This is a genomic window from Aureimonas sp. Leaf454 (assembly GCF_001424685.1).
GTDB lineage: Bacteria > Pseudomonadota > Alphaproteobacteria > Rhizobiales > Rhizobiaceae > Plantimonas.
Genome location: NZ_LMQT01000001.1, coordinates 1,020,418 through 1,042,373 on the forward strand (window position 1 = coordinate 1,020,418; position 21,956 = coordinate 1,042,373).

Sequence of the window (21,956 nt, forward strand, 5' to 3'; positions counted from 1 at the left end):
GGCGAGGCAGGCTCGGCGGTTGACACACACCCGCCGATCTTGTTTCACCGGTCCATGACGCACGCGAGAGGAGCCGCCCGGCGATGATGAACCGCATGGAAAGCTCGGGCGAGGCCCGCATCCGCTACGGCGACGGCGATTTCGAGATCCAGCGGCCGGGCGCCTATGTCCGCTGCGCGGTCACCGGCGAGACGATCCCGCTCGACATGCTGCGCTACTGGAGCGTGGCGCGGCAGGAGGCCTATGTCGACTGCGCCGCCTCCCTGAAGCGCGAACTCGCCTGCAACCCCAAGCTCGCGGCCATCGCGGCCGGCCTCTGAAACCGGCGGCCCGTCCCGCCTCGCGCGGCGGCGAGGCCGCGTCCGGATCAGGCGAACGGGTCGCTATCGCAGATGACGCGCCTTGAACGCGTCGATCGTCTGACGGATGAGCCGTTCTCCGAGCGCTTGGGGTTCGAAGACGAGATCGATATCGAGCACCTCGACGTCCCCGGCGAAGCCGCACGCGGCCGGACCGCCGCCGGCGAGGCGGGCGGCATCCTTGCGGGTCGTCGCCAGCGTGAGGCCCTCGCGGTCCGCCGACCGGCGAAGATCGGCGATCTCGTCGTCGGACAGGGGATGGTGGTCGGGATAATCGGCCGTCGCCGCGACTTCGGCGCCGATCGCCTGAAGCGTGCGGTAGAACTTGTCGGGATCGGCGATCCCGGCGAAGGCGAGGACCTTCAGGCCCGCGAAGCGCCCGGCGTCGCGCGGCACGATGCGGGCTTCGTGGATCGGCTTGCCCGCCCGCGCCGCCGAGCGAACCGCAAGGCCGCCCGCCTCTCCCTCGCCGACGAGAAGGACCGCGTCGGCATGGCGCACCTGATCGACCAGGGGCGCGCGGAGCGGTCCCGCCGGCAGGACGCGTCCGTTGCCGATGCCGCGCTCGGCATCGACGACGAGGAGGGCGAGGTCGGGCCGGAGCCGCGCCGACTGGAAACCATCGTCCATGATCACGAGATCGGCGCCCGCCGCCCGCAGGAGCGCCGCGCCGCGCTTGCGATCGGCCGCGATCGCCGTCGGGGCGAGGGCGGCCAGGAGCATCGGCTCGTCTCCGACGAGACCCGCGCGATGCCGCTCGGGATCGACGATCATGGCGTTGCGCGCGGCCCCGCCATGGCCGCGCGACAGAAAACCCGGTTTCAGGCCGAGATCGATCGCGCATCGCCCGAGCGCCAGCGCCGTCGGCGTCTTGCCGCCGCCGCCGACGGTGAAATTGCCGACGCAGAGGACGGGCAGGCCCGCCTCCGCCCGCTCCCCATGGTCAAGACGCCATCGCGCCACGGCGCCATAGGCTGCGGCCGGCGCCGCCAGCAGCGCCGAGGGCCAGCCCGGCTCGCGCCACCAGAAATCGGGCGCCTCCGCCTTCACGTCGGGATCTCCGCTCCGGCGGCCGGCCTCATCGCGGCGGCGCTCCGCGATCCAGCGAGATCGCGAGCTTCAACGGGTGAAGGAACGGCTCCAGGGCCTGCATCGTGCGGCCGAGAGCCCCGCGCATCTCGCCCACCGTGTTGGCGGCGGCTTCGATCATCCGATCGCGCATCTGGGGCTCGGCGAGAAGCTGGCCGATCATGTCGATCAAGCCCTCGCGGTCCTGCACGAGCCGGGCGCCGCCGTTGCGCAGGAGACGCTGGTAGGTCTCGCGGAAGTTCTGGACATAGCGGCCGGACACGATCGCCGTGCCGAGCATGGCCGCCTCCAGCGGGTTCTGCCCGCCTTGAGCCTCCAGCGAGCGGCCGACGAAGGCGATGTCGGTGAGGCGGAGGTACAGGCCCATCTCGCCCATCGTATCGCCGAGGAAGAGATCGGCGTCGCGCGGCACGGGACCATAGGCGCTGCGCCGGACCACGCGCAGACCCTTGGCGAGAAACGCCTTCTCCAGGGCGTCGGCGCGCTCGACATGACGCGGCACGATGATCGTCAGGAGATCGGGGTGTTGCATCTTCAAGGCGAGATGAACGTCGACCGCGACCTCCTCCTCGCCCGGATGGGTCGAGACGGCCGCCCAGACCGGCCGTCCCGCGACGTCGGCCTTCAACGCCTGCAGCGCGATCGGCTCGAAGGGCGGCGGGCTCGTATCGGCCTTGAGGTTTCCCGCGATCGTCACCGCCCGCGCCCCGAGGAGATGATAGCGCTCCGCGTCGATGTCGGACTGGGCGACGACATGGCTGAGGTTTTCGAGCAGCGCCTCCGCCAGCGACGGCGCCGACTTCCACCGCTGGAACGAACGGTCGGACAAGCGGGCGTTCACCAGCACCTGCGGGATGCGGCGTCGACCGAGCTCGAGCACGGTCATCGGCCAGATCTCGCTTTCCGCGACGATGGCGAGATCGGGCCGCCAATGGTCGAGAAAGCGCACGATCGACGGCTTCAGATCGAGCGGCACGTATTGGTGGATCACGGCATTGCCGAGACGCTCCTTCACGAGCGCCGCGGATGTCACCGTCCCCGTCGTCATGACGACATGAAGGTTCTCGCCCGCGATCTCGCGAACCATCGGCATCACGGCGATGCTTTCGCCGACGCTCGCCGCATGGATCCACACGAGCGGACCCGGCCCCGGCCGTTCGGCGCCGGCGTAGCCGTAGCGCTCGCGCCGCCGCGCGCGCTCCTCCTTGCCGCGCGAAGCCCGCCATCCGACATAGGGCCCGACGAGCGGGTAGGCGACGGCGCCGACCATGCGGTAGGCCCCAAGGGCGGCTCTGGCAAAGGCGTCGCTCAACGTCCGTCTCCCGCAAGATCGAGAGCCATCCGGTTGGCGTCCTCGATGGCGCGCGTCACCTCGCGGCGCTTTTCCTCGAGCATCGCCTCGTCCGCGTTCGGCGGCACGTGGATGGGAGGGCCGAGCACCACCGCGATGCGACCGAAGGGCAGCGGCAGCGTCGTCTGGTCCCAGGAGCTCTTGACGACGCGGCGCCGGCTCGTGACGGCGGCCGAGGGAATGATCGGCCGGCCCGAAATGCGAGCGAGGGTGACGATGCCGAGCCCGGCCTCGCGCGGAACGCCCTTCGGCACGTCCGCGATCATGCAGACGCCGACGCCCTCCCCGAGCAGGCGGCGCAGCGCGATCAGCGCGCGCGCGCCGCCCTTTTCGGTCGCCTTGTCGCGAACGCGCCCGCCCGACCCGCGCACCGTCCGGATGCCGAAGCGCTCCACGACGGAGGCGTTGATCTCGGCATCGGCGTTCTTGGACAGGAGCGCCACATAGGGCAGGCTCGTCGGCCGGAAGAACGGCGCCAGGAGATGCTGCCCGTGCCACAGGGCGACGATGGCGGGATGCTCGCGCGTCAGGATCTCGGTGAAGTCGCTGGAGCCCTCGGCCTTGCGCTGCGTTCCGTGGATCCAGCGAAGCGCACCGTAGATCAGGCCCCCGATGGCCGCCGTCGCCCGCCGGTCGCGCGTCAACCGCTTGCCCAGGCGCTTCCAGCGACGCGACAGGGCACGGAAGAAGGGGCGCGGCGTCGTCGAGGCCGAGGTCTTGTCCTCGTCCTCTCGGGCGGCCGGAACCATCGGCGCGTCCATCGAGATCAGTGACCGTCCGGCTCGAGGAGGCGATGCATGTGGACGATGAAGTAGCGCATGGCGGCATTGTCGACGGTCTGCTGCGCCTTGGCGCGCCAGGCGGTCAGCGCCGAGGCGTAGTCGGGGAAGATGCCGACGATGTCGAGCCCTTCGAGATTCTTGAAATCGACCGTGTCGAGGCTCTTCAGCTCGCCGCCGAAGACGAGGTGCAGACGCTGCTTGGATTCCTGTTCGCTGACCATGGCGGGACCTTTTCGGATCGAACGTCGAAGCGTGATGGGTTCGGGGCTCAGGCCGCGCTGCCGGCTTCGGCCATGAACCGTAGCGTCGGTAGAGCATGTTCGGCCGCCGCGACCAAGAGGCCGTGCCGGCGCCCGGCGATGTCGTAGAGCCGGGCGGCGCCGCCAAGGTCGACGAGCGCACCCCCGGCGCGTTCCAGGATGAGGTCGCCCGCCGCGATGTCCCAGTCGTTGGCGTTCGGCCGGATGACCGTGCCGTCGAAACGCCCGTCCGCAATCTCGGCGAGGCGGTAGGCGAGCGAGGGCGCGGCCTTCGACAGAGCGAGCCGCCCCGCCGCGCGATCGGCCTCGAAGCGCTTGGCGAAGGCATCGGGGATAGAGATGCCGAGGGCGGAGCCGCCGGAGGCGCTGACGGCGATGCGCGCGCCGTTCAGCTGCGCCTCGCCGCCCGCGATGGCGGTGAAGACCTCGGTCCGCGCCGGGGCGTCGATCACGCCCGCGATCGGCCGTGCGCCGTCCACGACCGCGATCGAGATGCACCAGGTCGTCTCGCCGCGCAGGAACGAGCGCGTCCCGTCGATCGGATCGACCACGAAGAAGCGCGACGCGCCGGAGGCGCCGGGCACTGTCTCGGTCTCCTCCGACAGCCAGCCATAGCCGGGCCGGGCCTCGAGGAGGAGGCGCTTGAGATGGGCATCGACCGCGAAGTCCGCTTCCGAGACCGGCGAGTTGCCGGTCTTCATCCAGACCTCCGGCGCGGCGCCGAAGAACCGCATCGCGATGCGGCCGCCCTCGCGGGCCGCTTCCTGGATCAGCGCGAGGTCTTCGGCGATCGAAGCCGGTTCCAAGCCGGTCATTCCCCCGCGACGGTCATGGCGTCGACCCGCATCGTCGGCGCGACGATGGAGAAGCGCGGGTCGAGATCGTCGGCGAGCGTCAGGCCGAGCAGCATGTCGCGCAACGAGCCCGCGATCGTGACCTCCGAGATCGGAAAGGTCAGCGCGCCGTTCTCGATCATGTAACCGGAAATGCCGCGGCTGTAGTCGCCGGTGACGAGATTGACGCCCTGCCCGATCACCTCGGTCACGTAGATGCCACGATGCGTGTCCGCGATCAGCGCCTCCGGCGACAGGGGGCCGGGCGAAACGAGGACGTTGGTCGAGGAGGGCGAAACCCCGCCGGACGAGCGCGAGCCACGCCCGTTGGTGGAAAGGCCGAGCTCCCGCGCGGTCCCCCCGTCGAGAATCCAGGTCTTGAGGACACCGTCCTCGACGAGCATCATCGCCTCGCCGCGCACGCCCTCGCCGTCGAAAGCCCGCGAGCCGGAGCGGCGGGGCAGCAGCGGATCGTCGGTGATGTCGACGCCCGCCGGCAGGATGCGCTCGCCCATGCGGTCCTTGAGGAAGCTCGTGCCCCGCGCGATCGCAGCCCCGTTGATGCCGGAGACGACATGGCCGACGAGACCGCGCGACACGCGGGGATCGAAGACGATCGGATAGCGGCCCGTCGGGACCTTGCGCGGGTTGACCCGCCGCACCGTCCGTTCGCCCGCGCGGCGCCCGATCGCGGCGCTGTCGTCGAGATCAGCGAAATGGAGGCGCGAGTCGAAATCGTAGTCGCGCTGCATCGCCGTGCCCTCCCCCGCGATCACACCGACCGAGCGCGAGAAGCCCGAGCGCAGCCGCGATCCCGAAAAGCCCTCCGACGTCGCGAGGACGAGGCCCGCCACGCTGAAGCCCGCGCCCGCGCCGCTGGAATTGGTGATGCCGGGCACGGCGCGGGCAGCCTCCTCCATCGCCATCGCGGCCTCGACGAGCTCGCGTCCCGAAAGCTCGGTGGGATCGAAGAGGTCGAGATCGACGATCTCGGTGGCGAGTTCGGATCGGTCGGCAAGACCGGCGAATGGGTCCTCCGGCGAGACCTTCGCCATCGCGACGGCCCGCTCCACGAGCGGACCGAGATCGGCATGGACGTCGGCCGAGACGGTCGCGACGCGCCGGCCGACGAAGACCCGGAGCGCGACGTCTTCCGATTCGGAGGATTCCGTGTCCTCCACCCGGCCGAGCCGGACCGAGGCTCCCGTGGAGCGGGATCGCACCACGGCGGCATCGGCCGCGTCCGCGCCGGCCTTCAAGGCGGCGTCGATCATGCGTTCGGCGATGGCGAGCAGGCCGCTCGCGCCGTCGTCGGGATGGGGGTGCGCTGGTTTTACCATCCGAACCATTTATGGTGCGCCGCCGTGGGCAGCAATGCCTCCGACGACGAAGGCCGGCCTCCCGCTCCGCTTTCTTGACGCCAGCATCGAAACGGCAGGTCCCTTGGAACAGTCCCATCTCTTTCTCGGCGTTCTGATGCTGCTCGGCGGCGGAATCCTCGCCGGCACGATCTTCAAGCGCATCGGGCTCGGCACCGTTCTCGGCTACCTCTTCGCGGGCGTCGTCATGGGCCCGGTTCTCCGCCTCTTCGACGGCAGCGGCGAGGAGATCCTGCATGTGGGCGAGCTCGGCGTCGTCTTCCTTCTCTTCATCATCGGGCTGGAGCTGAAGGCGAGCCGCCTCTGGGCCCTGCGCCGCCAGATCTTCGGCCTCGGCCTCGCGCAGGTTCTCCTCACCGGCGCGCTCCTGATGCTGGCCGCCCACGTCATCGGCGTCGGCTGGGCGGCGTCCGTCGTCATCGGCTTCGGTCTCGCCCTGTCCTCCACGGCCTTCGGCCTGCAGCTCCTCGAAGAAGCCGGGGAAACCAACACGCGCCATGGACAGGCCGCCTTCTCGGTCCTGCTCTTCCAGGATCTCGCGGTGGTCCCGCTGCTCGCCCTCGTGCCCTTCCTCGCGCCCTCCGCCAAGGCGGCCGGCTTCGATCCGGTCCAGGTCGCCATCTCGATCGGCGCGATCCTCGCGCTGCTCGCCGCCGGCCGCTATCTCCTCAATCCGCTCTTCTGGCTGATGGCGCGCTCCGGCGCACGCGAGGTCATGATCGGCGCCGCGCTCTTCGTCGTCCTCGGCTCGGCGCTTCTCATGGCCGCCGCGGGTTTCTCCATGGCCATGGGCGCCTTCATCGCCGGCGTGATGCTGGCCGAGTCCACCTATCGCCATGAACTCGAGGCCGACATCGAGCCGTTTCGCGGCATTCTCCTCGGCCTCTTCTTCATCGCCGTCGGCCTGTCGCTGGATCTGTCGATCCTCCTCAGGGACTGGTTGACGATCCTCGTCGCGACGCCGGCGCTGCTCGTCGCCAAGGCGCTCGTGCTTTACGTCCTGTCGCGGCTCTTCGGGGAAAGCCGGCCCTCCGCCGCGCGGATCGCCGCGCTCCTGCCGCAGGGCGGGGAGTTCGCCTTCGTGCTCTTCGCCGCCGCCGCCGCCGCCGGCGTCTTTCCCCAGGAAACCTCGTCCCTTCTCGTGGCGATCGTCACGCTGTCCATGGCGCTGACGCCGCTCACCGCCTGGATCGGCCGTCGCGTCTCAGCCGAGCCCGAGGAGGAGGAACTGGAGGAGGATTTCGACGGAGCGGGATCCGAGGTCCTGATGATCGGCTTCTCGCGCTTCGCGCAGATCACCGCGCAGGTGCTTCTCAGCCAGGGAACCGCCGTCACCATCATCGACAGTTCGGCGGAGCGCATCCGCAACGCCGCGCGCTTCGGTTTCCGCATCTATTTCGGCTCGGGATTGCGGCGCGACGTGCTGGAGGCCGCGGGCATCCGCAAGGCCAAGATCGTGGCCGTCTGCACCAACAAGGCGGAGACCACCGATGAGATCGTCGATCTCATCCGCTCGACCTTTCCGAACGTTCGCCTCTACGTGCGGTCCTACGATCGGAACCACTCGCTGTCGCTGCGCGAGCGGGGCGTCGAATACGAGATGCGCGAGACGCTGGAATCGGCGCTCGTCTTCGGCGGAGATGCGCTGGTCGGGCTCGGCGTCGAGCTGGACGTCGCACGGGCCATCGTCTCCGACGTCCGGCGACGCGATCTCGAACGGCTCAAGATGCAGGCGAACGACGGGACGTTCCTCGGCAAGGACATGGTGACGACCCGGCGCGCGACGCCGGAACCTCTGGTCCGGCCGAAGACGAAGGCGAGGCACGGCGAGCCGTCCGACGAGCCGGTATCCCAACCCGCCGGAAGCGCCTGAAGCGTCAGCTCTTCTTCTTGAGTTCGGTCTGGCTCTTCAAAGCCTTGTCGCCGTCGTCCTGCTTCACGAGATAGGCCGGCTTTTCGTCGCTCGCCTTGCGCGTGATCTCCTTGCCCTTGATCTTGCGCGTCACCTCGTCGGTGAATTTCTGTTCCACCTTGCCCTCGGCCTTCCCCTTGCCGAACTTCCACTCGACGGCGTCACCCTTCTTCAGCACCTGCGTCATGTCTCGGCTCCTCGATCTTGAAACTGATCGGACAATCCGGACGGGCGGCGGCGGGTTCCTGCCTCCAAACGCCGCGGAGTGGCACGGGAACCCTCGGCCGAGGCGTCGCACGGGGGGACCGGGCTCAGAGCGAGGGCGTGGTCTCGTCGCCGCCGCAAGACGCGGCTCCTGACTCCAACCGCCGTCCGATCGCCACCTTCACCTCTTCGCGAAGACCCGCCGTGTCGGAGAGGATCGTGCGGGCGCGCAGGAAGTCGAGCACGCCGTAGCGCGAGACCTTCGGCGCGACGAAGATGTCGGGCGCCTGGATCAGCATCCGGGTGCGGATCACCGATCGCATCATCAATTGGGAAGCGCCCGTCAGCGCCTCCATGGGCGTCGGGATACGGCCGGGAACGAGGCCCTCCGGCCCACCCGTCACGTCGCAGGCCACCACGAGACCGTAGCGGCCGCACAGACGATCGAATGGCAGCGGATTGAAGATGCCGCCGTCGAGAAGAATGCGCCCGTCCCGCTTCACCGGCCGAAACAGGGCCGGCAGGGCCGCGGAGGCGGCGAGGGCGGAGAAGAGGGGCCCGCTCTCGATCGCGACCTCGGCGCCGGCGTCGAAATCCGTTGCCATGACGGTCAGCGGGATGGAGAGAAGCGCGAAGTCCCGCGGCATGCCGCGCGGCAGGAAAGCGGCGAGCACGCGCTCGGCGTTCAACTGGCCGAGGCGAAAGCCGCCATCGGCGAAGAAGTCGGCGAGCGAGGGCGGCCGGGTGGCCCAGATGCGCCCGGCGACGAGGCGCGCGGTGCCGAAGGCCTCGATCGTGTGCTCGCGGATCTCCGCGCCCGTCATGCCCGCCGCATAGGCCGCCCCGATGATCGCGCCGATCGAGGTGCCGGCGATGTGCGAAGGGCGCAGGCCGAGATCGTCCAGCGCCATCAGGACATGGATGTGGGCGAGCCCGCGCGCGCCCCCGCCACCGAGGGCGAGGCCGAGCGTCGGATGTGATGGCGCGATCACCTGACGGCTCGATCGGCCGCCCCGTCAGGACGCGGCGGGACCGACGGTGATCACCGAGGGATCGGCGGACAGGAGCTTCTGCCCCATCCGCTTGACGTCCTCCATCGTGACGGCTTCGATCAGATCCTTGCGCTTGTCGATGTAGTCGATCCCCAGGCGATCGAGTTGGATGCCGACGAGGGTCGAGGCGATCGACAGGGAGCTGTCGAGGTTCTGGATCGCATAGGCCCCCGTCACATAGGCCTTGGCCTTGGCCAGCTCCTCCGGGCTCGGCCCGGTCTCGGCCATGCGCTTGATCTCCGCGCGGATGATGTCGACGCTTTCCTGCGCCTTGTCCGCCCGCGTCGCCGTGCCTGCACCGAGGACGGCGGAGTGGTCGTAGGAGGCGAGATAGGACGAGGCACCATAGGCAAGGCCGCGCTTCTCCCGGATCTCCTGATAGAGCCGGGAGGAAAAGGACCCGCCGCCGAGGACGTGGTTCATGAGATAGGCCGCGAAGAAGTCGGGATCGTCGCGCTTCACGCCGGGCAGCGCGAACTGGATGGAGGTCTGGGGCACGTCGAGCGGCACGTTGACGGTCTTGCCCATGGCCGGCGAGACGTCCGGCACGGTCGGCAGATCCGGCTTTTCCGCGAGCGTTCCGAAGACCGTGTCGAGCCTCTGGCCGAGCGCAGCGGCATCGATCGCACCGACGACGCCGACGACAAGATTGCCGCGCGCGAAGCCCTTGGTCCGGAAGGACTGGAGGTCCTCCTTGGTGATCGCGCCCATCGTTTGCGCCGTGCCTTCGGTCGGCCGGGAATAGGGATGATCGGGGAAGACGGCCTGCCGCCAGGCCTTGCCGGCGAGTTCGCCGGGATCGTTCAGGCTGGCGACGATGTTCGTCACGAACTGCGCCTTCATCCGCGCCACCGGCTCGGGATCGAAGCGCGGCTCGTTGAGGGCGAGGCGCAGGAGATCGAAGGCCTCGTCCTCGTTCTCGACGATCGTGCGGAAGGAGCCGGTGAAATTGTCGAGGCCGACATCGAAGGAGAGGCTGACGCCGAGCTCGTCCAGCTTGGACTGGAACTGCGCGCTCTCGATCGGGCCGGCGCCCTCGTCGAGCATGCCCGTGAGCAGCGCTCCCGTGCCTTCCTTGCCCGGCGCGTCGGCGGTGGAGCCGGCACCCTCGAAGGCGAAGTTCACCGCGATCAGCGGATTGGTGTAGTCCTCGACGAGCAGCGCCTTGATGCCGCCGGGGCTCGTGACCTCCTGGATCTCGACGGCTTCGGACGCCGTCGCGAAGGCGAGAGCGCTACCGAAGGTGAAGGACAGGACGGCCCCGGCGCGAAGGGCGGTGGAGAGGGCGGCCCGTGGAAACGTCGTCGTCGCAAGCATCGTCATCGCATCGTCCTCAAGGGGATCAGGAGCGGTTCTCGGTCGCAGGCGTCGCCTCGGCGGCCTTGTCGGCCGGCAGGAGATAGCCCGTGACGGAGCGCTTCTTCTGGAGATAGGCGTCCGCGGCCTGCTTCACCGCTTCGACGGTGACGGCTTCGATGCGCTCGGGATAGCTGTCGACATCGGCGATGGTGCGCCCGGTCGAGAGCGCGGCGCCATAGCGGCGGGCAAGCGAGGTCTGGCTGTCGCGCTCGTAGATCACGGCCTTGCGCACGCGGTTCTTGGCCCGCTCCAGCTCGTCCGGCGTGATGCCGTCCGCCTGGACCTTCGCGATCTCCTCGTCGATGGCAGCTTCCAGCGGCGCGATGCCGGCCTCGCCGAGCGGCGTCGCGTAGAAGCCGAACTGCCCCTCCTTCAGCGCGGAGGACGCGTTGTAGGCGCCGACATTGGCCGCGATCCCCTTGCCGACGACGAGCTGGCGATAGAGCCGGCTCGTCGCGCCGCCGCCGAGAACGTCGGCGAGCACGTCCAGCGCCTCGGCTTCGCCGGGCTTGGCCGTCGTATCGGAGGGCACGAGATAGACGCGGCTGAACGAGGGCTGCGTCACGCGCTGATCCGTCAGCGTCACCGTGCGTGCGGCCACCGGCTCGGGCTCGGTCGCGCGGAGTTTCGCGCGGTCGCCGGGCTCGGCCCGGCGCTGGACCTTGCCGTAGGTCTTCTCCGCCAGCGTCCTCACCTGATCGGCGGAAACGTCGCCTGCGACGATCAGCGTCGCGTTGTTCGGCGTGTAGAACTTGTCGTACCAGGCGATCGCGTCTTCGCGCGACAGCGTCTCCATCTCGTGCCGCCAGCCGATGACCGGAATGCCGTAATGGCTGTTCTGGAAGAGCGTCGCCTGCACGGCCTCCGAGAGCTGCGAGCCCGGATCGTTGTCGGTGCGCTGGCGGCGCTCCTCGAGGATCACGTTGCGCTCGGGCAGCACCGCCTCGTCGGAGAGAACGAGGTTCTCCATCCGGTCGGCCTCGAAGGCCATCACGGTTTCCAGCGCCTCGGCCGGCACCTGCTGATAATAGGCCGTGTAGTCGGACGTCGTGAAGGCGTTCTCCTCGCCGCCGATGTCGGAGACGGAATTGGAGAATTCGCCGGCCTTGTGCGTCTTGGTGCCCTTGAACATCAGGTGTTCGAGGAAATGAGCGATGCCGGACGTACCGGGCTGTTCGTCGGCCGAGCCCGCCTTGTACCAGACCATCTGCGTCACGACCGGCGCCCGACGATCGGGCAGGACGACGACGTCGAGCCCGTTGGCGAGCGTGAAGGTCGAGACCTTCTCGCGCTTGGCCTCGGCCTCGGCCATGCGCTCGGCGGGCGTCGCGGCGGCGGTTTCCGGTTGGGTCGGGGGCGTCGTCGTCTGGGCGGTGGCGATCGGCATCGCGATCAGAAGCGCGACGAGGGAGGCGCCGGCGCGCCGGGCAGTTCGGGTCATCGTCGATCCTTCGGGCCAGGGCTCGTTGAGGCCGGTTCTATGGCCGAGGGTGGAGATGGCCGCAATTTACGTTTTTGTTAGGGTCACGGAGGCCCGGAGGAACCGAAGCACCGTATCGCCCATGGCGCGGCTGTCTTCGAGGGCGAAACCGTCCGGCAGGGCAAACGGTGCGGAAGCCGCTTCCTCGAGAACGCAGAGCGCCTCCGGCGCCAGCCATCCCCCCGCCGACGCGCTCGCCAGCGCCGCCTCTCCGAGGCCTTTGCCATAGGGTGGATCGGCAAAGACGAGATCGAAGACGCCCTGCCCGCCGGCCGGCCCGAGACGCGTCGCGTCGCGCCGGAAGATCCGCGTCGCACCGGTGAGGCCGAAGGCCTCGACATTGCCGCGAACGAGGCCGCGCCCCTCCGCGCCCTCCTCCACGAAGAGGCAGTATTTCGCGCCGCGCGACAGCGCCTCCAGGCCGAGCGCGCCGGTGCCGGAGAAGAGATCGAGCACGCGGGCTCCGACGAGATCGTGCCCGATGCCGTGATCGAGGATGTTGAAGAGGCTCTCCCGCGTCCGGTCGGTCGTCGGCCGGATGCGGTCGCTGGAGGGCGTCAGGAGGGTGCGGCCGCGAAAGGCGCCGCCGACGATCCGCATGGAAGGACCTTAGCTCCGGGGGCCGCGCTTCGGCCCGCCGGGGCCGCCCGGTCCGCGCGGGCGCGGCCGATCGCCGCCGGGCGCGCCATCGCCGCCGCGCGGTCCCTTGAACGGGCCGCGGGAGGGACGATCGCCTTCGGCCGGCCGTGCGGCACCCCGCGGCGCGCCGGTTGGCCGGCCTTCACTCCCGCGCCCGCCCTCCGGGCGCGCGCTCCGCCCCTCGCCGCCCTCGTCCTTGCGGCCGAAGATCGGCTTCGGCCGGTCCGGGCGCTTGGCGCGCGCCTCGCGGGCGAGCGTCTGCTTCTCGCTGAGCGGGCGTGCGCCGGGCGCCATCCAGACATTGGCCATGCGGCGTCCGCCGCCCGGACGCGTCGGCGCTTGCGCCTCCTCGCCGTCGCGAGGCGGTCGGTCGGGCCGAGGTCCGCGCTCGGTGCGCTCCGGCCGCGGACCTCGCTCGGGGCGATCGCCGCGATCGGGCCGAGGCCCCCGCTCCGGCCGATCGCCGGCCGTCTTGCCGAAGCCGGCGCGCTGCGGGCGCGTGTCGAGACGGCCCAGCGCATCCTCTCGCTTGGCCGCGCCGAACTTCTTCTTGTTCGGCCGCGATTCCGTCGCCGAGACCCATTCGCTGGACTCCGCCCCAGCGGCCTTCGCCTTGCGCTCGGCCGGATCGGGCCGCTCCGCTTCGACGACCTTGTTGGTGAAGGTGTTGACGATCGGCGCGTCGAAATCGGCGCCGGACTCCTCGATGAGACGCTCGCCCAGCTGGTCGCGCAGCATGCGGCCCTTGATCTCGCGCACCGCGCCTTCCGGAAGGTCGCCGAGCTGGAACGGCCCGAAGGACAGGCGGATCAGACGGTTCACGTCGAGGCCGAGATGGCCGAGGATGCGCTTGACCTCACGGTTCTTGCCTTCGCGAAGGCCGAGCGTCAGCCAGACATTGTGGCCCTTCTGCGAATCCAGGGTCGCCTCGATGGCCCCGTAGAAGACACCGTCGATCGCGATGCCCTGGCGAAGCTCGTCGAGCTGCGCCTGCGTCACCGAGCCGAAGGCCCGAACGCGGTAGCGCCGCAGCCAGCCCGTCGCCGGCAGTTCCAGGATGCGCGACAGACCGCCGTCATTGGTGAGGAGGAGAAGCCCCTCCGTGTTGATGTCGAGACGGCCGACCGAGAGCACGCGCGGCAGGTCTTCCGGCAGGCGATCGAACACGGTCGGGCGGCCCTCCGGGTCGCGGTTGGTGGTGACGACCCCGGCCGGCTTGTGGAAGAGCCAGAGACGCGTGCGCTCGATCGCGGGCAGCGCTTCGTTGTCGACCTCGATCCGGTCGGACGCGGTCACGGTCACGGCGGGCGAGGTCAGGAGCTTGCCGTTCAGCTTCACGCGGCCGTCCGCGATCATGCCTTCGGCATCCCGGCGCGACGCGATGCCGGCCCGCGCGAGGCGCTTGGCGATCCGCTCAGGACCCGCCGCTTCCGAGGATGCGGCCTCGCGGCGCGGCTTGCGCGGCCCTTCGCCCGTCTCGCGCGGCACGTCGCGGGCGGAGGAGCGCTTCGGCACGCCGTCGGCGACGAGCGGCCGCGGTTTGACGACCCGGCCCTCGCGGCGGTCCTGCGACTCGACCGGACGCCCGAAGCTCTTGCGCGGTCCCGTGCCGGCGGGTTTGTCGGCCCGCGCCGGGCGGGGGCCATCGCCGAGCGGGCGCGGCTTGAAGACGCGGCGCTTCTCGCCGTCGCCGGCGCCTCCGCCCTGCGGACGGTTCTCGGCGCCCCAGCCGCCGCTGCGCGGCCGCGAGCCGTCGTCTTTTCCGGAAGTGTCGTCGCTCTTGTCGGTCATCGTCTTGGCCCTTTTCGCAACGACCGTTATCAGGTCCCCATGGCCCGTGCGAGACGCCGCGGGCGAGAGGACGGATATGCGTCGCGCAAATCCCATGGAACTGGCGCTCGAGGAAGCGCGTGCGGCGGCCGCACGGGGGGAAGTGCCCGTCGGCGCCGTGATCGTCTGCGAGGAGGTCGTCGTCGCCAGCGCCGGCAACCGCACGCGCGAGCTCTTCGATCCGACCGCCCATGCCGAGATCCTCGCGATCCGGCAGGCAGCGCGCCGCCTTTCCCGGGAGCGGCTGATCGGCTGCGACCTCTACGTCACGCTGGAGCCCTGCGCCATGTGCGCGGGCGCGATCTCCTTCGCCCGCCTCCGCCGCCTCTACTTCGGCGCGGGCGACGTCAAGGGCGGAGCGGTCGACAATGGTCCGCGATTCTTTTCGCAGGCCACCTGCCATCATGCGCCGGAGGTCTATTCCGGCTTCGCCGAGCGCGAGGCGGCCGAGATCCTAACGGACTTCTTCCGCCGCAGGCGCTGAAGCGCCGGGCGCCGGCGGCGCTTAGAACGGCAGAAGGCTGCGGATCTTGGAGCCGAAGCCCTCGTCCTTCTTGTAGCGCGCCTCCTTCACGGCCTCGTCGAGGCCGGGGTCGCCGACCGGCGCGGCGCCCGAAGGCTGTCGATAGGCGATCGGCGGCTCGGAGAGATACTTGCGCTGCGTCGGGCTGCCCTGCTTGGTTTCCTTCAGGCGCTCGCGGAAGGCCGCGCCGCCGTCCTTCATCTCCCCAGCCGACAACGTGGTCGAGCCGCGTCCATTGTCGCCGGCGCCGGCACTGCCGCGCGTGTTCGCCGCGACCACGTCGGGGTCGATGCCCTCCCGATCGGCCAGCATCGTGCTCGCAGGAATGGCGCCGTCGCGTCCGTCCGCCTCGGCATCGGCCGCAGCCTTGATACGGGCGCTGCGCTGCTCCGGCGATTCCGGCCAGTTCGGATCGCGCGCCGCGTCCACCTTTTCCTGAGGCGTCGGCAAGGCGCCGATCTGCTTGGGCTTCACCAACTCGGCGCGGGGCGTGTAGTCGATGTTCTGCTTGTTCGAGGACCCGAGCGTCAACATCCCGTCGAGATCGTTGAACAACTGCTCGCCCTGGGACTGGCCCGTCCCATAGGTCGGGCCGAGGCAGCCGGACAATGCCAAGCCCGCGCCGAGAACGAGCGTGGTGGTCGAAAGGCGGCTGAACTGTCGAAGCATCATCTGGCGCTCGGCCCCCTCGCCGACTGGATCCGTGTCGACCGCGACCTTCGCGACCGGCCGGCGGACGTCCCATGAAAAATGGGTGGAATTGCGGGCTCTTCTTAAAAGAGTTCCCGCCCGGAGGCAAGAAACGGGCACGAGTGGCGCGCCCGCAACATGGGGACAGGCTTAAGAGCCGAGCCGTCCCAGCGCCTTCAACTCGCGGAGCGCTGCGGCATCGCGCGCCGAAACGTCGGGAAACGCCGGATCGGACCCGACATCGTCCGTGATGCGCCAGGAACGCGCGCATTTCCTGCCGGACGCCGGCTTCGGCACCACGGCGATTCCCGGCACGTCCGGCAGCGTGAACGCCCCCTCGGGCGCGGGATCGCCGACGATCTCGATGCCGCTCGTGATGGCGATCTCGGCAAAGTCGAGCGAGGCCGCGAGCGACCGCAGGTCGTCGTCGGCGATGTGGACGACGGGCGCGGCCTCCAGCGAGGAGCCGATCCGCTTGGCGCGGCGCTCCTCTTCGAGCGCGCCGAGAACGACGCGGCGCACCCGCCGGATCTTCGCCCATTTCGCCGCCAGGGCTTCGTCCGTCCAGGCGGGATCGACGGCGCGGAACTGCTCCCGATGCACCGATCGCGCGCCGGCATGGCGCGAGCCCCAGGCCTCCTCCATGGTGAAGGGCAGCATGGGGGCGAGCCATGTGACGAGACGATCGAAGATCTCGCGCACCACCTGCAGCGCGGCGAGCCGGCGCGGCGAGGACGGCCCGTCGCAATAGAGCGCGTCCTTGCGGATGTCGAAATAGAAGGCGGAGAGTTCGATCACGGAGAAGTCGAGGAGCGTCCGCGCCACGCGCTTGAAGTCGAAGGCGTCGTAGCCGGCGCGCACCACGGCGTCGAGCTCGGCCAGCCGGTGCAGCATCAGCCGCTCCAGTTCGGGCATGTCGGCGACGGGAACGCTGGCGCCCGTGTCGTGCGCGAGCGTGCCGAGCATCCAGCGGATCGTGTTGCGCAGCTTGCGATAGGCGTCGATGTTGGTCTGAAGGATCGTCTTGCCGAGGCGCAGGTCCTCCGAATAGTCCGACGACACGACCCAGAGACGCAGGATGTCGGCGCCCGACTGCTGGATCACCTCCTGCGGCGTCACGACGTTGCCGAGGGATTTGGACATCTTGCGCCCCTCCTCGTCCATGACGAAGCCGTGCGTCAGCACCGCGTCGTAGGGCGCGCGGCCGCGCGTGCCCGCCGATTCCAGGAGCGAGGAGTGGAACCAGCCGCGATGCTGGTCGGAGCCTTCGAGATAGAGATCGGCCGGCCATTTGAGATCCGGCCGCGTCTCCAGGCAGAAGGCGTGGGTCGAGCCGGAATCAAACCAGACGTCGAGAATGTCGCGGACCATGGTCCACGTCTTTCCGTCATGACCGTTGCCGAGGAAGCGCTCCTTGGCCCCGTCGGCGAACCAGGCGTCCGCGCCCTCCGCCGCGAAGGCTTCGAGGATGCGCGCGTTCACCGCCTCGTCCTTAAGCACCTGGCCGTCCTCGTCGACGAAGACGCAGATCGGCACGCCCCAGGCGCGCTGGCGCGACAGCACCCAGTCCGGACGATCCGCGATCATCGCGTGGAGCCGATTCTGGCCCGTGGCGGGCACGAAGCGGGTCTCGGAGATGGCGCGAAGCGCTCGGCCTCGCAGCGTGTCGTTCGTCGCGGACGCGCCGTCCGGCAGACCGTAGCCGCAAAGATCCTTGTCCATGTGGACGAACCATTGGGGCGTGTTGCGGAAGATGATCGGCTTCTTGGAGCGCCAGGAATGGGGATACTGGTGCTTCAGTCGCCCGCGCGCCAGAAGATTGCCCTGCGCGACGAGCGCCTCGATGACGCGCTTGTTGGCGTCGCCCTTCTTGCCCTTGTCGTCGATGACCCGCGCCGGCCCGCCCTCGGCATCCGGGCCGAAGCCCGGCGCATCCTTGGTGTAGAAACCGTCGTCGTCGACGGTGAAGGGGATGGTGGCGTCGATGCCGCGCGCTTCCAGATCGCGGCGCGCATCCATGAAGGCCTCGAAATCCTCGCGGCCGTGTCCGGGCGCGGTGTGGACGAAGCCGGTGCCGGCATCGTCGGTCACATGCGCGCCGAACAGCAGCGGAACGGCGAATTCGTATCCGCCTCCGAGCCCCTTCAAGGGATGATCGACGGTCAGCGCCTCGAGATCCTCGGGCGCCACGTCCGCCAGACGCGTGAAGCCGCCGGCCTCGACGCGCGCCTTGGCGAAGACCTCGGCGGCCAGCTTGTCGGCCAGCACGAAGCGCTCGCCGAACCGGGCCCAGCGCGGCTGCGCCGCGTCGTCCGGGGCCGTCACCTCGTAGAGGCCGTAGGCGATCTTCCGATGATAGGTGATCGCCCGGTTGCCCGGCATCGTCCAGGGCGTCGTCGTCCAGATGACGACCGAAGCGCCGTCGAGCGGTCCGGCGTCGGCAGCGCCCGCCTTGGGAAAACCGGATATGCCGCCCTTGAACGATGGCGTGAAGCCGTGTTCCGCGGCCCGGACGGGAAACTTCACCCAGACCGTATCGGACTCGTAGTCCTCGTATTCGATCTCGGCCTCGGCCAGCGCGGTCTTCTCGACCACCGACCACATGACGGGCTTCGAGCCGCGGTAGAGCTGTCCCGACATCGCGAACTTCAGGAGTTCGCCCGCGATCACGCTTTCGGCGGGGAAGGCCATGGTGAGATAGGGGTTCTTGAAGTCGCCCTCGACGCCGAGGCGACGGAACTCGGCCGATTGGACACCCACCCAATGGGCGGCGAAGTCGCGACACTCGGCGCGGAACTCGTTGACCGGGATCTCGTCCTTGTTGCGGCCCTTGGCGCGGTACTGCTCCTCGATCTTCCACTCGATGGGAAGGCCGTGGCAATCCCAGCCCGGCACGTAATTGGCGTCGAAACCGCGCATCTGAAAGGAGCGCGTGATGACGTCCTTCAGGATCTTGTTCAGCGCATGCCCGATGTGGAGCTGACCGTTGGCATAGGGCGGGCCGTCGTGGAGCACGTATTTCGGCCGCCCCGCCGAGTCTTCGCGCAAGGTCCGGTAGAGATCCTCGGCGTCCCAGCGCGCGACGATCTCCGGCTCCTTCTGCGGCAGGCCCGCGCGCATCGGGAACTCGGTCTCGGGGAGATAGAGGGTCTTGGAATAGTCGATCGCGGCGTCGGCGCTCATGTCGTCAGCTTCTCGGCGGTTCGGCATCGTCGCTCCGCTGCGGGAGCGCGCATGGCCTTCGATATCGGGATGCCCGGGCGTGGCGCGGGCAGGCAGGCGAAGACGGATCCCGGTCTCCGCGAGGACGGCCGTCAGGCCGCGCGCGGAGCCGGGCGTATAATTCGCCGGAAAAGGTCGAGAGCGCTCATCGCCGTTTCTCTACCGCTCTCGCGCGGGCTCCGACAAGATGTTTCGCGAAGGCCCGACACCCCGGCTCATGTTCCCGCCGCCGGCTCGGCTCAGAAGGCGACGGCCCGATCGAGCGGCGACAGGGGCTCGGCCCCCGCGAGGACGGCGCGCGCCGCCTCGGCGTCCCGGTCCATCTGCTGCACCAGCGCCTCGACCCCGGCGAACTTCTCTTCGCCGCGCAGGAAGGAGAAGAGCGAGACCTCGCAGGTCTCGCCGTAGAGATCGCCGGTGAAGTCGAAAAGGAAGGTCTCGAAGATCGCGGCGCCGTTGTCGAAGGTCGGCCGGCGCCCGTAGCTCGCGACGCCGCCATGCAGCGTGCCGTCGGCCCGGCGGAAGTTGACGGCATAAATGCCGTGGCCGAGCATGCCGTCGTCGGACAGGACCATGTTGGCGGTGGGGTAGCCGAGCGTTCGACCCAACTGCTGCCCGCCGGTGACCACCGCCTCGAGCGTCCAGCGATAGCCGAGCATCGCGGCCGCCTCGGCCACCTCGCCGGCGGAGAGATGCGCGCGGATGCGGCTCGACGAGACGGCCTTGCCGCCCTCGTCGGCGAAGGCCTCGACGACCGTGACGCCGAAACCATGCCGAACCGCGGCCTCGGCGAGAAAGAGCGGCGTTCCCTGCCGCTCCGCGCCGAACTGGAAATCGAAGCCGACGACGACGTGGCGGGCCTTCAGCTCTTCCACGAGGACGCGCCGCACGAAATCCTCCGCCGACAGCGCGGCGAAGGCGCGGTCGAACGGATGCTCCACCACGGCGGCGAAGCCGAGCGCGTCGAGGATCCGAGCCTTCATCGGGGCCGGCGTCAATCGCGGCACCGGACGATGCGGCGCGAAGACCGTGCGCGGATGCGGCTCGAAGGTCAGGCAGAGGAGCGGACGCGACAAGCTCGCGGCGATGGCGTGCGCGGTCGCGAGGACGCTCTGATGGCCTCGATGGACGCCGTCGAAATTGCCGATCGCAACGACGCCGCCCGACAGATCGGCGGGCAGCGCGGCGGGATCGGCGAGACGGCGGATCGCGGGCTCGGTCATGCCAGGGCGGGCATGAAGTATCGGGTGGTCAGCGACTGGCTGGCCAAGGCCTCGCCCAGCGCCAGGGCCTGGACCTCGGCACCGCCGAGCTCCTCGCCGTGGATGCCCCCGACCACCAGCAGCGCATCGATGCCGGCCGCGTTCGCCCCGCGGATGTCGGTGTTGAGACCGTCTCCGACGGCGAGAATCCGCGAGCGGTCGGACACGCCCGCCCGCTCCTCGGCCACCGCATAGATCGGCGCATGCGGCTTGCCGGCCATGCGGACCTCGCCGCCCAAGGCTACATAGTCCCGCGCCAGGGCGCCGGCGCACCAGATGAGACGGCCGCCGCGATGGACGATGATGTCGGGATTGGCGCAGATCATGGGGAGGTCCCGCTCTTTCAGGCGCGCAAGCTGTCCGGCATAGTCCTCCGGCACGTCCACCTCGTCGTTGAAGAGCCCGGTCGCCACGATGATCTCGGCCTCGTCCTCCCCGACGCACGAGATGTCGAGCCCCTCGAAGAGATCGCGGTCGCGCGTCGGGCCGAGATGGTAGACCCGGCGCCCGCCGGCGGCGACGAGCGCGCGCGTGACGTCGCCGGAGGTGACGATCGCGTCATAGGCGTCGCGCGAGACGTGCATCGCGTCGAGCTGGCCGCCGACCGCCATCGAGGTGCGCGGCGAATTGGAAACGAGGATCACCGTGGCGCCGTCCGCGCGGGCCGCCAGGAGAGCGGCCTCCGCGGACGCCGACTTCTCCTCGCCGTTGTGCAGGACGCCCCAGATGTCGCAGAAGATCGCCGCGTAGCCGCCGACGATCTCGGAAAGGCCCCGGACGGACATCGGTTCGGCGGCGGCGCGCGCGCGCGTCTGCGGTGCTGTCGAGGCGGCGGCCGTCGAAGGATCGATTGTGCTCGGCATCGTTTCGCCTTCCAGGCCACGCATCGTCAGGACGTCGAGAGCCGTGCGCTCGTGAGGGGATCGAGGGATGATCGGGCTTTCGCGATAGTGTCGCGTTCGCCCGGGGTCAAGCCGAGGCGGATCGGGCCGCGGGAGAGATGCGCGCGCTTCCGCATGGGAAACGAGGCTGCCTCTCTTCGCGCAGACGGAGGCCCGGTCGGCGGGATCGTGCGAGAGGGTCGGCGGCCGGCTCTGCGAAGATCGCGTCGTCCCCGAAATTTGCGCATCCCGGCTCAAGATACGCAAGCCTCTGTTGCGGAACGCAAAAACCATCGCGGACACGGCGTCTTCGAGGGAATCGGAGGCATTTGGCGCTGGCGCCAAGCTTGACAGAACGGGGTCCCGGCACCTATCTCCAAACCGCTAGCACTCACCCGAGGTGAGTGCCAACCAACAGGACCGGATGCCGCTCGAGGGTCCGGTTTTCATCTATCGAGCTGAAGGTTCCAGACCCATGGCTACAGTCAACTTTCGTCCTCTTCATGACCGCGTCGTTGTGAAGCGCGTCGAGTCCGAGACCAAGTCGGCCGGCGGCATCATCATCCCCGACACCGCCAAGGAGAAGCCGCAGGAAGGCGAGATCGTCGCTGCAGGTCCGGGCGCCCGCGACGAAAGCGGCAAGGTTCAGCCGCTCGACGTCAAGGCCGGCGATCGCGTGCTGTTCGGCAAGTGGTCGGGCACCGAGGTCAAGCTGAATGGCGAAGACCTGCTGATCATGAAGGAATCCGACATCATGGGCATCGTCGGCTGAGTCATCGCCGCGACCTCTGATCCCGTCCACCTCATCTGAAACGACGCGGCCTTCGGGCGCGTCGAGGAGACCACTCA

Annotated in this window: 20 protein-coding genes; 4 read left to right on the forward strand and 16 right to left on the reverse strand. The window is 69.4% G+C overall.

The window, feature by feature from the left end; genetic code table 11:
• Positions 1 to 83: 83 nt before the first annotated feature.
• Positions 84 to 320, forward strand: a complete 237-nt coding sequence (locus tag ASG43_RS04515) for a DUF2093 domain-containing protein (protein WP_056500636.1) — start codon at positions 84 to 86, stop codon at positions 318 to 320.
• A gap of 63 nt (positions 321 to 383) precedes the next feature.
• Here the strand turns inward: ASG43_RS04515 and lpxK are convergent, their stop codons facing one another.
• From lpxK to ASG43_RS04545, 6 genes are read right to left on the reverse strand one after another with little or no spacing between them, the layout of a single operon-like run.
• Positions 384 to 1,409 (reverse strand): tetraacyldisaccharide 4'-kinase, encoded by a 1,026-nt coding sequence (gene lpxK, locus ASG43_RS04520; protein WP_056500637.1) that lies wholly within the window; start codon positions 1,407 to 1,409, stop codon positions 384 to 386.
• A gap of 28 nt (positions 1,410 to 1,437) precedes the next feature.
• Positions 1,438 to 2,760: a lipid IV(A) 3-deoxy-D-manno-octulosonic acid transferase gene (gene waaA, locus ASG43_RS04525; RefSeq protein ID WP_056500640.1), complete on the reverse strand. Its 1,323-nt coding sequence runs from the start codon at positions 2,758 to 2,760 to the stop codon at positions 1,438 to 1,440.
• Entirely contained in the window at positions 2,757 to 3,548 is a 792-nt protein-coding gene (locus tag ASG43_RS04530) for a lysophospholipid acyltransferase family protein (RefSeq protein WP_082490645.1), read from the reverse strand. The genes waaA and ASG43_RS04530 overlap by 4 nt, the downstream gene beginning before the upstream one ends.
• 17 nt (positions 3,549 to 3,565) lie before the next feature.
• On the reverse strand, positions 3,566 to 3,802 hold the full coding sequence (locus tag ASG43_RS04535; protein WP_056500645.1) for a DUF4170 domain-containing protein: 237 nt from the start codon (positions 3,800 to 3,802) through the stop codon (positions 3,566 to 3,568).
• Between the two features lie 47 nt (positions 3,803 to 3,849).
• Positions 3,850 to 4,647 carry a 3'(2'),5'-bisphosphate nucleotidase CysQ gene (locus ASG43_RS04540; RefSeq protein ID WP_244487965.1) on the reverse strand — a complete coding sequence of 266 codons (798 nt, stop codon included), beginning with the start codon at positions 4,645 to 4,647 and terminating at the stop codon, positions 3,850 to 3,852.
• A 5-nt stretch (positions 4,648 to 4,652) separates the two neighbouring features.
• A complete protein-coding gene (locus tag ASG43_RS04545) occupies positions 4,653 to 6,014 on the reverse strand; it encodes a TldD/PmbA family protein (RefSeq protein WP_056501151.1) in 1,362 nt (453 codons plus the stop codon).
• A 136-nt stretch (positions 6,015 to 6,150) separates the two neighbouring features.
• On the opposite strand from ASG43_RS04545, the gene ASG43_RS04550 reads away from it, so the two are divergent.
• Positions 6,151 to 7,926, forward strand: a complete 1,776-nt coding sequence (locus ASG43_RS04550; RefSeq protein ID WP_082490646.1) for a monovalent cation:proton antiporter-2 (CPA2) family protein — start codon at positions 6,151 to 6,153, stop codon at positions 7,924 to 7,926.
• Between the two features lie 4 nt (positions 7,927 to 7,930).
• On the opposite strand, the gene ASG43_RS04555 is transcribed toward ASG43_RS04550, so the two are convergent.
• From ASG43_RS04555 to ASG43_RS04580, 6 genes are all read right to left on the reverse strand, one after another.
• A complete protein-coding gene (locus ASG43_RS04555) occupies positions 7,931 to 8,152 on the reverse strand; it encodes a DUF2945 domain-containing protein (RefSeq protein ID WP_056500654.1) in 222 nt (73 codons plus the stop codon).
• Positions 8,153 to 8,276: 124 nt separating this feature from the next.
• Positions 8,277 to 9,161 (reverse strand): patatin-like phospholipase family protein, encoded by an 885-nt coding sequence (locus ASG43_RS04560; protein ID WP_056500658.1) that lies wholly within the window; start codon positions 9,159 to 9,161, stop codon positions 8,277 to 8,279.
• Positions 9,162 to 9,185: 24 nt separating this feature from the next.
• Positions 9,186 to 10,544: a pitrilysin family protein gene (locus tag ASG43_RS04565; RefSeq protein ID WP_244487966.1), complete on the reverse strand. Its 1,359-nt coding sequence runs from the start codon at positions 10,542 to 10,544 to the stop codon at positions 9,186 to 9,188.
• A 19-nt stretch (positions 10,545 to 10,563) separates the two neighbouring features.
• On the reverse strand, positions 10,564 to 12,021 hold the full coding sequence (locus ASG43_RS04570) for a pitrilysin family protein (RefSeq protein WP_082490594.1): 1,458 nt from the start codon (positions 12,019 to 12,021) through the stop codon (positions 10,564 to 10,566).
• Positions 12,022 to 12,087: 66 nt separating this feature from the next.
• Positions 12,088 to 12,660, reverse strand: coding sequence for a 16S rRNA (guanine(966)-N(2))-methyltransferase RsmD (gene rsmD, locus ASG43_RS04575; RefSeq protein ID WP_056500660.1), 573 nt, complete (start codon positions 12,658 to 12,660; stop codon positions 12,088 to 12,090).
• A gap of 9 nt (positions 12,661 to 12,669) precedes the next feature.
• Positions 12,670 to 14,490, reverse strand: coding sequence for a pseudouridine synthase (locus tag ASG43_RS04580; RefSeq protein WP_082490595.1), 1,821 nt, complete (start codon positions 14,488 to 14,490; stop codon positions 12,670 to 12,672).
• A 76-nt stretch (positions 14,491 to 14,566) separates the two neighbouring features.
• On the opposite strand from ASG43_RS04580, the gene ASG43_RS04585 reads away from it, so the two are divergent.
• Positions 14,567 to 15,013 (forward strand): nucleoside deaminase, encoded by a 447-nt coding sequence (locus ASG43_RS04585; RefSeq protein ID WP_056500664.1) that lies wholly within the window; start codon positions 14,567 to 14,569, stop codon positions 15,011 to 15,013.
• Positions 15,014 to 15,034: 21 nt separating this feature from the next.
• On the opposite strand, the gene ASG43_RS04590 is transcribed toward ASG43_RS04585, so the two are convergent.
• The 4 genes from ASG43_RS04590 to ASG43_RS04605 all read right to left on the reverse strand — a co-directional run bounded on the left by ASG43_RS04590 (position 15,035) and on the right by ASG43_RS04605 (position 21,089).
• Positions 15,035 to 15,724 carry a hypothetical protein gene (locus ASG43_RS04590; RefSeq protein WP_056500667.1) on the reverse strand — a complete coding sequence of 230 codons (690 nt, stop codon included), beginning with the start codon at positions 15,722 to 15,724 and terminating at the stop codon, positions 15,035 to 15,037.
• A gap of 168 nt (positions 15,725 to 15,892) precedes the next feature.
• Complete coding sequence (gene ileS, locus ASG43_RS04595) at positions 15,893 to 18,925, reverse strand: isoleucine--tRNA ligase (RefSeq protein ID WP_056501156.1); 3,033 nt, start codon at positions 18,923 to 18,925, stop codon at positions 15,893 to 15,895.
• Positions 18,926 to 19,203: 278 nt separating this feature from the next.
• Complete coding sequence (locus tag ASG43_RS04600) at positions 19,204 to 20,187, reverse strand: bifunctional riboflavin kinase/FAD synthetase (RefSeq protein ID WP_056500670.1); 984 nt, start codon at positions 20,185 to 20,187, stop codon at positions 19,204 to 19,206.
• Positions 20,184 to 21,089 (reverse strand): TIGR01459 family HAD-type hydrolase, encoded by a 906-nt coding sequence (locus ASG43_RS04605; protein ID WP_082490647.1) that lies wholly within the window; start codon positions 21,087 to 21,089, stop codon positions 20,184 to 20,186. Before ASG43_RS04605 ends, ASG43_RS04600 begins: the two co-directional genes overlap by 4 nt.
• Positions 21,090 to 21,582: 493 nt before the next feature.
• On the opposite strand from ASG43_RS04605, the gene ASG43_RS04610 reads away from it, so the two are divergent.
• Positions 21,583 to 21,879, forward strand: coding sequence for a co-chaperone GroES (locus tag ASG43_RS04610; RefSeq protein WP_056500673.1), 297 nt, complete (start codon positions 21,583 to 21,585; stop codon positions 21,877 to 21,879).
• Positions 21,880 to 21,956 lie beyond the last annotated feature (77 nt).

Excerpts from the sequence above, each read along its gene's own strand:
- ASG43_RS04555 (WP_056500654.1), bottom strand. The coding sequence starts at position 8,152 with ATGACGCAGGTGCTGAAGAAGGGTGACGCCGTCGAGTGGAAGTTCGGC.
- ASG43_RS04610 (WP_056500673.1), top strand. The coding sequence starts at position 21,583 with ATGGCTACAGTCAACTTTCGTCCTCTTCATGACCGCGTCGTTGTGAAG.
- ASG43_RS04580 (WP_082490595.1), bottom strand. The coding sequence starts at position 14,490 with ATGACCGACAAGAGCGACGACACTTCCGGAAAAGACGACGGCTCGCGG.
- ASG43_RS04530 (WP_082490645.1), bottom strand. The coding sequence starts at position 3,548 with ATGGTTCCGGCCGCCCGAGAGGACGAGGACAAGACCTCGGCCTCGACG.
- ASG43_RS04545 (WP_056501151.1), bottom strand. The coding sequence starts at position 6,014 with ATGGTAAAACCAGCGCACCCCCATCCCGACGACGGCGCGAGCGGCCTG.
- ASG43_RS04585 (WP_056500664.1), top strand. The coding sequence starts at position 14,567 with ATGCGTCGCGCAAATCCCATGGAACTGGCGCTCGAGGAAGCGCGTGCG.
- ASG43_RS04600 (WP_056500670.1), bottom strand. The coding sequence starts at position 20,187 with ATGACCGAGCCCGCGATCCGCCGTCTCGCCGATCCCGCCGCGCTGCCC.
- ASG43_RS04535 (WP_056500645.1), bottom strand. The coding sequence starts at position 3,802 with ATGGTCAGCGAACAGGAATCCAAGCAGCGTCTGCACCTCGTCTTCGGC.
- ASG43_RS04590 (WP_056500667.1), bottom strand. The coding sequence starts at position 15,724 with ATGATGCTTCGACAGTTCAGCCGCCTTTCGACCACCACGCTCGTTCTC.
- ASG43_RS04515 (WP_056500636.1), top strand. The coding sequence starts at position 84 with ATGATGAACCGCATGGAAAGCTCGGGCGAGGCCCGCATCCGCTACGGC.
- ASG43_RS04605 (WP_082490647.1), bottom strand. The coding sequence starts at position 21,089 with ATGCCGAGCACAATCGATCCTTCGACGGCCGCCGCCTCGACAGCACCG.
- ileS (WP_056501156.1), bottom strand. The coding sequence starts at position 18,925 with ATGAGCGCCGACGCCGCGATCGACTATTCCAAGACCCTCTATCTCCCC.
- rsmD (WP_056500660.1), bottom strand. The coding sequence starts at position 12,660 with ATGCGGATCGTCGGCGGCGCCTTTCGCGGCCGCACCCTCCTGACGCCC.
- ASG43_RS04565 (WP_244487966.1), bottom strand. The coding sequence starts at position 10,544 with ATGACGATGCTTGCGACGACGACGTTTCCACGGGCCGCCCTCTCCACC.
- ASG43_RS04550 (WP_082490646.1), top strand. The coding sequence starts at position 6,151 with ATGCTGCTCGGCGGCGGAATCCTCGCCGGCACGATCTTCAAGCGCATC.
- ASG43_RS04570 (WP_082490594.1), bottom strand. The coding sequence starts at position 12,021 with ATGACCCGAACTGCCCGGCGCGCCGGCGCCTCCCTCGTCGCGCTTCTG.